At 65.1% G+C, this 14,361-nt stretch carries 8 protein-coding genes and 2 tRNA genes; 7 read left to right on the forward strand and 3 right to left on the reverse strand.

The genetic code is table 11. From position 1 onward, the window contains the following. Positions 1-84 precede the first annotated feature (84 nt). From ACFPAH_RS08660 to ACFPAH_RS08690, 7 genes are all read left to right on the forward strand, one after another. A complete protein-coding gene (locus ACFPAH_RS08660; RefSeq protein ID WP_379743700.1) occupies positions 85-2,244 on the forward strand; it encodes a M3 family metallopeptidase in 2,160 nt (719 codons plus the stop codon). Positions 2,245-2,347: 103 nt separating this feature from the next. Beyond that, entirely contained in the window at positions 2,348-4,471 is a 2,124-nt protein-coding gene (locus tag ACFPAH_RS08665; protein ID WP_379743703.1) for a M3 family metallopeptidase, read from the forward strand. Positions 4,472-4,546: 75 nt separating this feature from the next. Beyond that, positions 4,547-6,703, forward strand: a complete 2,157-nt coding sequence (locus ACFPAH_RS08670; RefSeq protein WP_379743706.1) for a M3 family metallopeptidase — start codon at positions 4,547-4,549, stop codon at positions 6,701-6,703. Between the two features lie 167 nt (positions 6,704-6,870). Beyond that, on the forward strand, positions 6,871-7,083 hold the full coding sequence (locus tag ACFPAH_RS08675) for a VF530 family DNA-binding protein (protein ID WP_379743709.1): 213 nt from the start codon (positions 6,871-6,873) through the stop codon (positions 7,081-7,083). Positions 7,084-7,106: 23 nt separating this feature from the next. Next, positions 7,107-7,391: a DUF4404 family protein gene (locus tag ACFPAH_RS08680; protein ID WP_379743712.1), complete on the forward strand. Its 285-nt coding sequence runs from the start codon at positions 7,107-7,109 to the stop codon at positions 7,389-7,391. Positions 7,392-7,558: 167 nt separating this feature from the next. After that, positions 7,559-9,811, forward strand: coding sequence for a YgiQ family radical SAM protein (locus tag ACFPAH_RS08685; protein ID WP_379743965.1), 2,253 nt, complete (start codon positions 7,559-7,561; stop codon positions 9,809-9,811). A 291-nt stretch (positions 9,812-10,102) separates the two neighbouring features. Then, positions 10,103-11,254, forward strand: coding sequence for a sensor domain-containing diguanylate cyclase (locus tag ACFPAH_RS08690; RefSeq protein ID WP_379743715.1), 1,152 nt, complete (start codon positions 10,103-10,105; stop codon positions 11,252-11,254). Between the two features lie 15 nt (positions 11,255-11,269). Here the strand turns inward: ACFPAH_RS08690 and ACFPAH_RS08695 are convergent, their stop codons facing one another. From ACFPAH_RS08695 to ACFPAH_RS08705, 3 genes are all read right to left on the reverse strand, one after another. Then, entirely contained in the window at positions 11,270-13,999 is a 2,730-nt protein-coding gene (locus ACFPAH_RS08695) for a PAS domain-containing protein (RefSeq protein WP_379743718.1), read from the reverse strand. A 164-nt stretch (positions 14,000-14,163) separates the two neighbouring features. Continuing rightward, positions 14,164-14,240: transfer RNA gene (locus ACFPAH_RS08700), tRNA-Asp, on the reverse strand. Between the two features lie 35 nt (positions 14,241-14,275). Continuing rightward, positions 14,276-14,351: transfer RNA gene (locus ACFPAH_RS08705), tRNA-Val, on the reverse strand. Positions 14,352-14,361 lie beyond the last annotated feature (10 nt).

The following is a 14,361-nucleotide window of genomic DNA, read 5'->3' on the forward strand; positions in this document are numbered from 1 at the left end:
CGCAGCAATAAGCCTGCTATGATCTGGCGCGCACCTGTCGGCGGCGATCCCGCGGGCAGCCCTTTCGAGTTCATGAGAGAGACCATGAAACGTCCACAAATGCTCATCATCGCAGCCAGCCTCGCCTTCGTCGGGGCGGCCCATGCAGCTCCCGCCCCAGCACCCGTTACCGCGCCGGCCAGTTCCGGCACAGTGCTCGACGCATCGAATCCCTTCGCCACGCCAAGCCCGCTGCCGTTCAACTACCCGGCCTTCGACAAGATCAAGGACGAGCACTTCCTGCCTGCTTATGCAGCCGGCATGCGCGAACAGCTGCGCGAAGTGGAGGGCATCGCCAACAACCCGAAAGCCCCGACTTTCGAGAACACCATCGTCGCCATGGAGCGTTCGGGCCAGATGCTGGCGCGCGTGGCGGCCGTGTTCTCGAACCTGCAAACGGCCAATACCAACGACCGGCTCGACGCGGTCGACCGCGAAATGTCGCCCAAGCTGGCGGCGCACAACGACGCGATCTACCTGAACCCGAAGCTGTTCAAGCGCGTCGAGACCCTGCACGCCAAGCGCGACAAGCTGGGCCTGGACGCGGAAGCGAAATTCCTGCTCGAGCGCTATTACAAGGAATTCGTGCGCGCCGGCGCCAAGCTGTCGAACGCCGACAAGGAAAAGCTGAAAGCCTATAACGGCCAGATCGCCTCGCTGCAGTCCGACTTCTCGCAGCGCGTGCTGAAGGAAGCGAATGCCTCGGCGCTGGTGGTGAACACCCGAGAAGAACTGGCCGGCCTGTCGGACGCCGAGATCACGGCCGCCGCCGCTGAAGCGAAAAAGCGCGGCCTGGACGGCAAGTACGTGCTCACGCTCGCCAACACCACCATCCAGCCGCCGCTGGCCAGTCTCACCAACCGCGCGGTGCGCGAGCGCCTGCAGGCCGCGTCGATGAACCGCGGCGCGCGCGGCGGCGAATTCGACACGCGCGAGCTGGTGCTGAAACTGGTCAAATTGCGCGCCGAGCGCGCCACCCTGCTCGGCTACCCGAACTACGCGGCCTATTCGCAGGAACTGGAAACGGCGAAGAACCCTGCCGCCGTCAATAAACTGCTGGCCGAGCTGGCCAAGCCGGCGATCGGCAACGCGAAGAAGGAAGCGGCGGCGATGCAGAAGATCGTCGATGCCGAGAAAGGCGGCTTCCAGATCGCCGCCCACGACTGGGCCTTCTACAGCGACAAGGTGCGCGCTGCCCAGTACAACTTCGACGAAAACCAGCTGCGCCCGTATTTCGAGCTGAACAACGTGCTGGTGAACGGCGTGTTCTTCGCCGCCACCAAGGAATACGGCATCACCTTCAAGGAACGCAAGGACTTGCCGGTGTACGACCCCGATGTGCGCGTGTTCGACGTGTTCGACGTCGACGGCAAGCCGCTGGCGATTTTCCTGTTCGACCCCTACGCACGCGGCAACAAGCAGGGCGGCGCCTGGATGAACGAATACGTGTCGCAGTCGCACCTGCTGGGCCGCAAACCGGTGGTGGGCAACCATCAGAACATCCCGAAGCCGGCCGCCGGCGAGCCGGCGCTGCTCACCTACGACGAAGTGCGCACGATGTTCCACGAGTTCGGCCACGCGCTGCACGGCATGTTCTCGAACGTGAAGTACCCGCACTTCTCGGGGACGAATGTGCCGCGCGATTTCGTCGAGTATCCGTCGCAGGTCAACGAGATGTGGGCGATCTGGCCGGAAGTGCTGGCCAACTATGCGAAACATTACAAGACCGGCGCGCCGATGCCGAAGGAACTGCTCGACAAGGTGGTCGCGTCCAAGAAGTTCAACCAGGGCTTCATGACCAGCGAATACCTGGCGGCGTCCCTGCTCGACCAGCGCTGGCACCAGCTGACCCCGGCCCAGATCCCGAACGACGTGCTGGCCTTCGAGGCCAAGTCCCTGAAGGAGGCCGGCGTCGACTTCGCGCCGGTGCCGCCGCGCTACCGCACCACCTATTTCTCGCACTCGATGAACGGCGGTTACTCGGCCGGCTACTACGCCTACCTGTGGAGCGAAAAGCTCGACGCCGACACCGTCCAGTGGTTCGAGCAGAACGGCGGCCTGTCGCGCAAGAACGGCGACCACTTCCGCAAGACCCTGCTGTCGCGCGGCGGTACCGCCGAGGCGATGGACTTGTTCCGCAATTTCCGCGGACGCGATCCGGTCATCGAGCCGCTGCTCGAGCGCCGGGGCTTGACGGGGAACTGAGCGGGCTACCCGATCGATCCGTTCACCGAATGAACACGCGCCGCCCTGCGGTGGCGCGTGGGTTTTTTATTTTTTCAATAGCAACAACATCAATAGAGACTCCATGAACCGTCCTCACATGCTGATCCTCGCTGCCAGCGTCGCAGTCGCCAACCTGGCCTACGCCCAGCCGGCCTCGCTCCTCGAAGCATCGAACCCGTTCGCCAAGCCAAGCACCCTGCAGTACGGCTACCCGGCATTCGACAAGATCAAGAACGAACACTTCGCGCCGGCATTCGCCGAAGGCATGCGCCAGGAAGCGGCCGAGGTCGAAGCGATCGCCAACAACAAGGCCGCGCCGACCTTCGAGAACACCATCGTCGCCATGGAGCGCTCGGGCCAGCTGCTCAACCGCGTGCAGGCCGTGTTCGGCACCCTGAACGGTTCCTACACCAACGACACCCTGCAGGCCCTGGACAAGGAACTGGCGCCCAAGCTCGCTGCCCACAACGACGCCATCCGCCTGAACCCGAAGCTGTACGCGCGCATCAAGGCCTTGTACGACCAGCGCAACAAGCTGAACCTGGACGCCGAATCGAAGTTCCTGATCGAGCGCTACAACAAGGACTTCGTGCGCGCCGGCGCCAAGCTGTCCGCCGCCGACAAGGAAAAGCTGAAAGCCTACAATAGCCAGCTCGCCGCCCTGCAGACCCAGTTCAGCCAGAACGTGCTCAAGGAAGTGAACGCCTCCGCTTTTGTCGTCGACACCCGTGAAGAGCTGGCCGGCCTGCCGCCGAAAGCGATCGAAGCGGCAGCCGTCGAAGCGAAGAAGCGCGGCCTGGAGGGCAAGTTCGTGATCCCGGTCGTGAACACCACCCAGCAGGCGCCCCTGTCGGTGCTGAGCAACCGCGCCACCCGCGAAAAGCTGCTGAACATCTCGATGGTGCGCGGCTCGCGCGGCGGAGAGTACGACAACCGCGACGTCGTCCTCAAGCTCGCCAAGCTGCGCGCCGAACGCGCCGAGCTGCTCGGCTACGAAAGCCACGCTGCCTATTCGCTGGAAGACCAGACCGCGAAGACCACCGGCGCCGTCAATAAACTGCTGGCCGATCTCACCGTGCCGGCCGTGCGCAACGTGAACAAGGAAGCGGCCGAGATCCAGCAGGTGATCGATGCGGAGAAGGGCAATTTCAAGGTCGCCGCCTACGACTGGAACTACTACAGCGACAAGGTGCGCACCGCGAAATACGCCTTCGACGCCAACCAGCTCAAGCCTTACTTTGAACTCAACAACGTCCTGAACGGCACCTTCTTCGCCGCTAATCAGCTGTGGGGCATCACCTTCAAGGAGCGCAAGGACCTGCCGGTCTACGATCCGGACGTGCGCGTGTTCGACGTCTTCGAAGCCGACGGCAAGCACCTGGCCATCTTCACCTTCGACCCGTACGCGCGCCCGAACAAGCGCGGCGGCGCCTGGATGGGCGCCCTGGTCAGCCAGAGCAAACTGCTGGGCCAGAAGCCCGTCATCACCAACAACCTGAACCTGACCAAGCCGGCTGCCGGCGAGCCGACCCTGTTGACCTGGGACGAAGTGCGCACCACCTTCCACGAATTCGGCCACGCGACCCACGGCTGGTTCTCGAACGTGAAATACCCACGCTTCTCGGGCACCAGCGTGCCGCGCGACTACGTCGAGCTGCCGTCGCAGGTCTACGAGATGTGGATGGCCTGGCCTGAAGTGCTGGCCAACTACGCCAAGCACTACCAGACCGGCGAGCCGATGCCGAAGGAACTGCTGGATAAACTGCGCGCCTCGCAGCGCTTCAACGAGGGTTATCGGACGACCGAATACCTGGCCGCTGCCGCCCTCGACCAGAAGTGGCACCAGCTCGGCTCGAAGGCCATCCCGACCGACGTCAAGGCATTCGAAGCCCAGGCACTGAAGGACGCCGGCCTGGATGTCGGCCCGGTCCCGCCGCGCTATAGCTCGACCTACTTCTCGCACGCCTTCTCGGGCGGCTACTCGGCCGGCTACTACAGCTACCTGTGGGCCGAGCGCCTGGACGCCGACGCCGGCGAGTGGTTCAAGGAAAACGGCGGCCTGAACCGCAAGAACGGCGACCGCTTCCGCAAGATGGTGCTGTCGAAAGGCGGCACCATGGACGCGACCGAGATGTACCGCGCCTTCCGTGGCCGCGATCCGGTCATCGAGCCGCTGCTGGAACGCCGTGGCCTGACCGCTAACTAATCGCAGTCAACCTGACGCGGCCCTGCTAACACCAGGTCCGCGTTTTTCATCGTACCTATCATAAGAAGAGAAACCATGAACCGTTCTCACATCCTGCTGGCCGCGGTCAGCCTCGCCGTCGCCAGCATGGCCCATGCCCAGACCAGCGCCCCTGCCGCGCCGGCCGCGCAGGTCCAGCCGGCCACCGCCTTCGACGCCTCGAACCCGTTCGCCAAGCCAAGCACGCTGCCGTTCAACTATCCGGCCTGGAACCAGATCAAGAACGAGCACTTCGCGCCGGCCTTCATGGAAGGCATGCGCCAGGAAGCGGCCGAAGTGGCGGCGATCGCCAACAACAAGGCGGCGCCGACCTTCGACAACACCATCGTCGCCATGGAGCGTTCGGGCCAGTTGCTCAACCGCGTGCAGGCCGCGTTCGGCACCCTGGCCGGTTCGTACACCAACGACACCCTGCAGGCGCTGCAGAAGGAACTGTCGCCGAAGCTGGCCGCGCACAACGACGCGATCCGCCTGAACCCGAAACTGTACGCGCGCATCAAGGCCTTGTACGACAAGCGCAGCAAGCTCAAACTCGACGCCGAGTCAAACTACCTGCTCGAGCGCTACCATACCGATTTCGTGCGCGCCGGCGCCAAGCTGTCCGCCGCCGACAAGGAAAAGCTGAAAGCCTACAATAGCCAGCTCGCCACCCTGCAGACCGCGTTCGCCCAGAACGTGCTGAAGGAATCGAACGCTTCGGCCCTGGTCGTCGACACCCGCGCCGAGCTGGCCGGCATGACCGACAAGCAGATCGATGCCGCCGCCGCTGAAGCGAAGAAGCGCGGGTTGGACGGCAAGTTCGTGATCCCCGTCGTGAACACGACCCAGCAGGCCGGCCTGTCGGTGCTGACCAACCGCGCCACCCGCGAAAAGCTGCTGGCCGCCTCCATGGCACGCGGCTCGCGCGGCGGTGAATTCGACAACCGCGACGAAGTGCTGCAGATCGCCAAGCTGCGCGCCGAACGCGCCGTCCTGCTGGGCTACCCGAACTACGCAGCCTACAACCTGGAAGAGCAGACCGCGAAGAACACGAAAGCCGTCAACAGCCTCCTGGCCGAATTCGCCAAGCCGGCCGTGAACAATGCGAAGAAGGAGGCGGCCGAGATCCAGCAGGCGATCGATGCCGAGAAGGGTGGCTTCCAGGCCGCCGCCCACGACTGGGCCTTCTACAGCGACAAGGTGCGCCAGCAGCGCTACGCGTTCGACGCCGGCCAGCTGCGCCCGTATTTCGAGCTGAACCGCGTGCTGCAGGACGGCGTCTTCTTCGCTGCCAACAAGGAGTTCGGCCTGACCTTCAAGGAACGCAAGGATCTGCCGACCTATAACGAGGACGTGCGCGTGTTCGACGTGTTCGATGCCGACGGCTCGCAACTGGCAATCTTCACGTTCGATCCGTATGCCCGCTCGAACAAGCGCGGCGGCGCCTGGGCCAATGCCTGGGTCCCGCAAAGCAAACTGCTGGGTACCAAGCCGGTGATCGCGAACAACCTGAACGTGGCCAAGCCGGCCGCGGGCGAGCCGACCCTGCTCACCTACGACGAAGTGCGCACCACCTTCCACGAGTTCGGCCATGCGCTGCACAGCATGTTCTCGGAAGTGAAATACCCGCGCCTGTCGCGCGTGCCGCGCGACTACGTCGAGTTCCCGTCGCAGGTCAACGAGATGTGGATGGCCTGGCCGGAAGTGCTGGCGAACTACGCCAAGCACTACCAGACCGGCGCGCCGATGCCGAAGGAGCTGCTCGATAAGGTGCAGGCATCGCAGCAGTTCAACGAAGGCTTCCGCACCACCGAGTACCTGGCGGCCTCGCTGCTGGACCAGGCCTGGCACCAGCTGAGCCCATCGCAGATCCCGACCGACGTCCTCGCGTTTGAAGCGGAAGCCCTGAAAAAGGCCGGCGTCGACTTCGCGCTGGTGCCGCCGCGCTACCGCACGACCTATTTCTCGCACACCTTCTCGGGCGGTTATTCGGCCGGCTACTACGGCTACCTGTGGGCCGAGAAGCTCGACGCCGACACCGTCAACTGGTTCAAGGAAAACGGCGGCTTGACCCGCAAGAACGGCGACCACTTCCGCAAGACCCTGCTCTCGCGCGGCGGCACGCTCGACGCGATGCAGATGTACCGCAATTTCAGCGGGCGCGATGCGCAGGTGCAGCCGCTCCTGGAGCGTCGCGGCTTGACGGGGCAGTAATCCGTTTGTACGTGATGTGACGTTGTACCGCGTGGGCACGAGTGCCCGCCCTACGAACCGGTTTTGTAGGGTGGGCTCTTGAACCCACGCGTTTTTTTCGTGCCCGCGCATACCCCGATCCGGTGTATAACCTGCACCTGATCCCATTCCCAAACAGAACCCCAGCGATGAGTGCTCAATCCCTCCACGGTATTACTTTAGAATCCCTGTTAACCCGCCTGGTCGACCACTATGGCTGGGAGGGGCTCGGCCGCCGGATCGACATTAATTGCTTCCAGAAAGATCCGAGCATCAAGTCGAGCCTGAAGTTTTTACGCCGCACCCCATGGGCGCGCGAGCAGGTCGAGCAGCTGTACCTCGACACCCGCTTCACCAATTAGGCAACAATTAAGCGAGAACCGACATGCTGAACGAGAACGATTCGAACCTGAAGGCGCACCTGAAAAGCCTGCACCGCAGCCTGGCCGACACCGGCGAGGTGGACGAAGAGCTGCAGATGCTGCTGCGCCAGCTCGACGGCGACATCAAGCAGGTGCTCGAGCGCCGCGCCGAAGCCGACCTCGACGCCAACACCTATGGCCTCGCTTCGCGTACCCAGGAACTCAGCGCGCGTTTCGATACGCGCCATCCGACCGTGTCGGCGGCGCTGAAGCAGCTCGGCAACATTCTCGCAAGCATGGGAATTTGAGCCGTCTGCTCAACCACAAGTCATTGATAGATAAGCCATTTTTTAGGGCGAGGAAGAGCGGCCGATAGCGTTTTCCGGTAGAATACCGGCCAATGAACTCCCCATCGAATCTTTTCGCGAGCGTCCCCAAGCGCTCCAGCCGCGCACCTGCCGCGCCCTTCCTCCCGATGACCCGCGCCGAAATGGAGGCGCTGGGCTGGGATTCGTGCGACGTGATCCTGATCACCGGCGACGCCTACATCGACCATCCGAGCTTCGGCATGGCGCTGGTCGGCCGCCTGCTCGAAGCGCAGGGCTACCGGGTCGGCATCATCAGCCAGCCGGACTGGCACTCGGCCGAGCCCTTCCGCGCGCTCGGCAAGCCGAACCTGTACTGGGGCATCACGGCCGGCAACATGGATTCGATGGTCAACCGCTATACGGCCGACCGCAAGATCCGCTCGGACGACGCGTATACCCCGAACGCCGAGCCGAACAAACGGCCGGACCGGGCCGTGACCGTGTACGCCCAGCGCGTGCGCGAAGCCTATCCGGGCGTGCCGGTGGTGATCGGCTCGATCGAAGCCTCGCTGCGCCGCATCGCCCACTACGATTACTGGTCGGATAAAGTGCGCCGTTCGGTGCTGTTCGAATCGAAGGCGGATTTGCTGATCTTCGGAAATGCCGAACGCGCGCTGGTCGACCTCACGCGCCGCATTGCCGCCGGCGAAAACATCAAGGATATCCGCGACCTGCGCGGCACCGCCTTCCTGGTGCCGAACGGCTGGCTGCCGGACGAAGAATGGTCGGTCCACAATTCGACCCGCGTCGACGTGCCGGGCCGCATCGACAAGCAGCCGAACCCGTACGCCATGGCGCTGGAAGACCCGGCCGCCTGTGCGCTCGACAATGCCGCGCCGGAGCCGGTGCTGAAACCGGTCGTGATCATGACGCGCGAGGAGCGGCAGGCCGCCGCCCGCGAAAAGGCGAGAAAGACCGTGGTCCGTTTGCCGAGCTTCGACACCGTCAGCACGGACCCGGTGATGTATGCGCACGCCTCGCGCGTGTTCCACCTGGAGTCGAATCCGGGCAATGCGCGGGCGCTGGTGCAATCCCACGGCGAGCGCGACGTGTGGCTGAACGCGCCGCCGCTGCCGCTCGCCATGGACGAGATGGACAACGTCTACGACCTGCCGTATGCGCGCGCCCCGCACCCGAGCTACGGCAAGGCCCACATCCCGGCCTGGGAAATGATCCGCTATTCGGTCAACATCATGCGCGGCTGCTTCGGCGGCTGCACCTTCTGCTCGATCACCGAGCACGAAGGGCGCATCATCCAGAGCCGTTCGGAGCCGTCGATCCTGCGCGAAATCGAGCTCATTCGCGACACGACCAAGAATTTCGCCGGCACGATCACCGACCTGGGCGGGCCGACCGCGAACATGTACCGCCTCGCGTGCAAGGAAAAAAGCATCGAGGAATCCTGCCGCCGCCTGTCCTGCGTGTACCCGACCATCTGCAGCAACCTCGGTACCGACCACAGCAAGCTGATCCAGCTGTACCGCAAGGCGCGCGCGATTCCCGGCGTGAAAAAAATCCTGATCGGCTCGGGCCTGCGCTACGACCTCGCCGTGCGCTCGCCGGAATACGTGAAGGAACTGGTCACCCACCACGTGGGCGGCCTGCTCAAGATCGCGCCGGAACACACCGAGCAAGCCACCTTGTCGAAGATGATGAAGCCGGGCATCGGCGCCTACGACGAGTTCAAGCGCTTGTTCGAAAAATATTCGCTCGAGGCCGGCAAGAAGCAGTACCTGATCCCGTATTTCATCGCTGCCCACCCGGGCTCGACCGACGAGGACATGCTGAACCTGGCCCTGTGGCTGAAAAAGAACAATTTTAAACTCGACCAGGTGCAGACCTTCACGCCGACGCCGATGGCGATGGCGACGACCATGTACCACAGCCGCAAGAATCCGCTGAAAAAAGTGACCGAGGATTCGGAAGTGGTGGAAACGGCGCGCAGCGGCAAGATGAGAAAAGCCCATAAGGCGTTTCTGCGCTACCACCATCCGGAGAACTGGCCGATCCTGCGCGAGACCCTGGTCAAAATGGGCCGTGGCGACCTGATCGGCAACGGCGAACGCCACCTGGTGCCGGCCTGGCATCCGTCCGAGGATGGGGCCCAGGAAGCGGGCAGCCGCGAAACCGGCGCGCGCACGGCAGGCAAGCGGCCGGCAGGGGTGCCCGCCGCGGTGCCTGGCGTCGAGCGCAAGCGCCCCGGCGGGATGCCGGGGCCGGTGCCGAGGCAGATGCCGTCGATGGCGGCCGCCACCCGGCGCAAGGTCGAGCGCACACCGGTGGCCGCCGCCGCGCCCGCCGGTGTGCGTCCGGCTATCCTGTCGACCATCAAGAGCAAGCCGAAAGCCGGACGCAAATAAACCGCCGACGGCGCTCGACAACAAGCCGGGCCATGCAACTGCATGGACCCGGCTTTTTTATTCACTGTGCATAGGCCAGCGCACCAGTGCCGGCAAAACCGGCGGTGTTGTATCTCGTCTCGAGCGTCAGTACTAAAAAGCGCAATCGTGCAGTCCGCTTTGCGCAAAGCGTGTACTATAAGTTCTTTCAGGAAACACTCGTTAGCTGTTTAACATGATTGGCGGTACTTGCCCGCCATCATCACCCTGCCGGACATCGCTCCGGGCGCAGCCTGTTACGAGGAACACGCAGTGATCGAACTTCACACTTACATGCTGGCAGTCGGCATCGGCAACCTGGCGATTGCCTTGCTGATGGCTGCCTACATGCGCGGCACCCTGCCCACGCCGGGCTTGCGCACCTGGATGTGGGCGCGCATGGTCCTGGGCGCCACCCAGCTGCTTGCCTGCGCGCGCCCGGCCAGCGGCATGACCCTGCTGGCCGTGATCGAATCGGCCGGCTGGACTGCCGGCCTCACCCTCGAGCTGGCGGCCTACGCCGCCTTTTTCGGCTATCCGCAGCTGCGCCGCTATCTCGTGCCGGTGGCGCTGCTGGGCTTGCTTCTGGCCTGCGCGGCGCCGATGACCGGCGTGTCTTCCGCGCCGATGCGTGCCAGCATGTCCGCCATCATGGGCATCGGTTCCTTCCTGGTCGGCGCCGTCCTGCTGCACCCGCGGCTGCCGCGCCCGACCTCGCTGCAGCGCCTGATCGGTTTCAACGACGTCGTGTTCGGCGGCGCGCTGGCGTTCTGGGGCGTGGTGGCGATGGGCGATGGCGCGCAGGCGCGCTCGCTGCAATCGCTGGCCCATGTTTCCGGCTACATGCTCCTGATCGTCAACGGCTTCGGCTTCCTCCTGATGAGCAAGGAACGCGACGACGCGCGCATGGAGCGCCTGGCCACCACCGACGACCTCACGGGCCTGCTGAACCGCCGCGCCTTCTTCGAGCGGGCCGAGGCAGCGCGCATGCAGGCCCTGCGCCAGCGCCAGCCGATTGCGCTGCTGATGCTCGACATCGACCACTTCAAGCAGATCAACGACCGGTTTGGCCATGCCACCGGCGACGAAGCCCTGCTGAAGTTTTCCCTCGCTTGCGGGCAGTCCCTGCGCGAGTACGACATCTTGGGGCGCATGGGCGGCGAGGAATTCGCGCTGGCGCTGCCCGGCACCGACCTCGCGGGCGCGCTGCGCGCGGCCGAGCGCCTGCGCCAGGCGGTGATGGAGACCCAGCTGCTCACTTGCGGCAACTGCTACACGATGACGGTCAGCATCGGCCTGGTCGTGATCGAGCCGGAGGAAGACCTGGCCTCGGCGCTGGCGCGTGCCGACCAGGCGCTGTACCGGGCCAAGCATGCGGGGCGCAATCGCGTCGAAGCCGGCTCACCGCTGCGCCGCCGCGCTTAGCCGCACAACACAGGATCAGTCCCCTGCCGGGGCCAGGTTGGTGAGCAGGTCCTGCACCGCCTGCAGCTGGGCCGGCTTGGTGAGGTGGTGGTCGAAGCCGGCTTCGGCCGAGCGCAGGCGGTCGCTTTCGGTGCCCCATCCGGTCAGGGCGACCAGCCGCATGGTTTCCAGTCCCGGGATGCGGCGCAGCGCGCTCGCGGTTTCGTAGCCGTTCAGGCCGGGCATGCCGATATCGAGGAAGGCCACTTGCGGCAGGAAGCGCCCGGCCTCGGCCAGCGCCGCGATGCCGTCGTGGGCCACCCGCGTCGTATGGCCGCTGGCCTCGAGGATCATCGACAGGGTCAGTGCCGCGTCCACGTTGTCGTCGACCACCAGCACCCGGACGCCCTCGGGCTGGCGCGCGGCTTCGCCACCGTGCTGCCCGCCGCTGCCGGCAACGCCCGCGCCTGCGCCCGCCAGCGGCAGGCTCACCTCGAAGCGGCTGCCGCGGCCGGCGCCGGCGCTGGCGGCCCTGACCGCGCCGCCGTGCAGCTCGACCAGGCGACGGACCAGCGACAGCCCGATGCCGAGGCCGCCCTGGGCGCGTTCGATGTGGCGCTCGACCTGCTGGAACATGTCGAAGATGCGGGTCAGCGAGTCCGCCGGAATCCCGACCCCGGTGTCGGACACCGAGATCAGCGCGGTTTCTCCCTCGCGCCGCAGCGACAGGTCGATGCGCCCGCCGGGCGGCGTGTACTTTGCCGCATTGTTGAGCAGGTTGGACACCACCTGGGTGATCCGGGTGACGTCGGCATCGATCATCAGCGGCTCGTCGGGAACGGCGACGTCGAGGCGGTGGCGGCCGGCTTCGACCAGCGGCAGGCTGGTTTCCACCGCGCTGGCCAGCAGCCCTTTCAGGTCGGTCCGTTCGCGCTTGAGTTCGAGCTTGCCGCCGCTGATGCGGGCGACATCGAGCAGGTCGTCGATCAGGCGCACCATGTGGCCGACCTGGCGCTCCATCATGTCGCGCACGCGGGCCATGGTGGCGGGGTTGTGGCCGCTCAGGCGCATGACGCCGAGCCCGCTGCGGATCGGCGCCAGCGGGTTGCGCAGCTCGTGCGCCAGCGTCGCCAGGAACTCGGTCTTGCGGCGGTCGGCCTCGGACAGGTCGGCCGCCAGCCGGCGCAGCTGCTCTTCGGAACGCCGGCGCGCCGTGATGTCGGTAAACAGCAGGGCCACCTTGCGGCTGCCGGGGCCGCCGATGCGGGTGGCGTAGACGTCGAACCAGCGCCCGAGGGCCGCCGCTTCGTTTTCGAAACGCACCGCTTCGCCGCTCAGGGCCACCTGGCCGTAGGTGTCGAACCAGAAGCGGTCGAGCGTGGGCGCCACCTCGCGCGCGGTCTTGCCCTGCGCGTCCACCAGTCCCGTGTGGCGCTCGAACATCGCGTTCATTTCGAGGAAGCGGTAATCGAGGGCGTGATTGTCCTCGTCGAAGATCATCTCGAGGACGGCGAACCCCTGGTCCATCGATTCGAACAGGGTGCGGTAGCGTTCTTCGCTGGCGCGCAGCTTTTCCGCAGCCCGCTTGCTTTCGGTCGTGTCGAGCACGATCGCCACCATGCCCAGGTACTCGCCCGCAGGGCTGCGCAGCGCGTTGACGCTGGAGGTGGCCGGCACCAGGGTGCCGTCCTTGTGCAGGTAGTGCTTGTCGATGACAAAGGCGGGGCCGCCGGCGGCCAGGGCCTCGACCGCTGCCAGGCTGGCTGCGAGCGAGCCGGGCGCCGTGACGTTGGGCATGCGCAGGCCGATCAGCTCGGCCTCGGAGCGCCCCAGCATCGCGCAATAGGTCTCGTTTGCGAAGGTGATGCTGCCGTGCTGGTCCATCTCGACCACGCCGGTCGCGGCCTGGCCGACCAGCGTCGCGAAGCGCTCGCGGCTCTCGTAGAGCCGGGTCTCGGCCAGCTTGCGCTCGGTCTGGTCGACGCCGTGGACGAGAACGCCCGTGATGGCGCCATCCGCATCGCGCAAGGCCGTAAACACCAGGTCGATGAAGCGTTCTTCGAGCGGCGCGCCGGGACGGCGCTCCAGCATGACGGGCTGGCCGGCGCTGGAATAGGGTGCGCCAGTCCGGTAGACCGCGTCCAGCAGGTCGATAAACCCCTGGGCGGCGATCTCGGGCAGGCCCTCGCGCACGGGCTTGCCCAGCAGTTCGCGCGCGCCGACCAGTTGCAGGTAGGGCTCGTTGATCAGCTCGTATATATGGTCGGGACCGGCGAGCACGCACATGAAGGCGGGCGCCTGGTGGAAGATGTCCATCATGCGCGCGTTGGCAGCCTGCACTTCCCTGAGCAGGCGTTCGCGCTCGGCCTCGGCCTCGACCTGCGGGGTGATGTCGCGCGATACCGCCAGCAGGTTCTGGACCCGGCCATCGTCCGCGCGCACCGCGCTGACCACTACTTCCCACCAGCGCGGCGCGCCCTTCGCGGTCGGGCAGAAGGCCTTCACCTGCCCGCTGCCGCCGGCATGGGCCAGCGCGATCGCGGCATCGATTCCCGCCTGGCTTTCCTGTGGCCAGAACGATGTCCAGAGCGCGCCCGAATACAGGCTGAAGTCGTCGATCTCCATCGCGCACATGCCGTTCCGGTTCATGGCCAGCACCCTGCCGTCATTGCTGAGGATTTTCAAGCAGTCGGGGCTGCTTTCGAACAGTTGCATGCCCAAGGCATTGGTGTCGATGGCGGGACGGGAGGCAGGCGCTTGCTGCATGAGACAGGGTTCCAGGTAAGGGCGGCCGCAAAACGGTTGAGCGGCATGCGAGCTTACGCGATTTTAAAAGAGGAGGGCGCCACGCGGGCTGGACGGAAACGGAAACGAAAATGGAAACGGAAAAAGCAAAAAGGCCCGATAAATCGGACCTTTTTGCTTGATGCTGGCGGAGCGGACGGGGCTCGAACCCGCGACCCCCGGCGTGACAGGCCGGTATTCTAACCAACTGAACTACCGCTCCGTTTTTACTGATCGGTTCTTCTACTAAACTGAATCTGGTGGGCGCTGAGAGGCTCGAACTCCCGACCTAATCCTTGTAAGGGATCCGCTCTACCAACTGAGCTAAGCGCCCCGCTCACTGT

Source organism: Massilia sp. GCM10023247 (genome assembly GCF_042653325.1).
Taxonomy (GTDB): Bacteria; Pseudomonadota; Gammaproteobacteria; order Burkholderiales; family Burkholderiaceae_D; genus Telluria.

Excerpts from the sequence above, each read along its gene's own strand:
- ACFPAH_RS08660 (WP_379743700.1), top strand. The coding sequence starts at position 85 with ATGAAACGTCCACAAATGCTCATCATCGCAGCCAGCCTCGCCTTCGTC.
- ACFPAH_RS08665 (WP_379743703.1), top strand. The coding sequence starts at position 2,348 with ATGAACCGTCCTCACATGCTGATCCTCGCTGCCAGCGTCGCAGTCGCC.
- ACFPAH_RS08670 (WP_379743706.1), top strand. The coding sequence starts at position 4,547 with ATGAACCGTTCTCACATCCTGCTGGCCGCGGTCAGCCTCGCCGTCGCC.
- ACFPAH_RS08675 (WP_379743709.1), top strand. The coding sequence starts at position 6,871 with ATGAGTGCTCAATCCCTCCACGGTATTACTTTAGAATCCCTGTTAACC.
- ACFPAH_RS08680 (WP_379743712.1), top strand. The coding sequence starts at position 7,107 with ATGCTGAACGAGAACGATTCGAACCTGAAGGCGCACCTGAAAAGCCTG.
- ACFPAH_RS08685 (WP_379743965.1), top strand. The coding sequence starts at position 7,559 with ATGACCCGCGCCGAAATGGAGGCGCTGGGCTGGGATTCGTGCGACGTG.
- ACFPAH_RS08695 (WP_379743718.1), bottom strand. The coding sequence starts at position 13,999 with ATGCAGCAAGCGCCTGCCTCCCGTCCCGCCATCGACACCAATGCCTTG.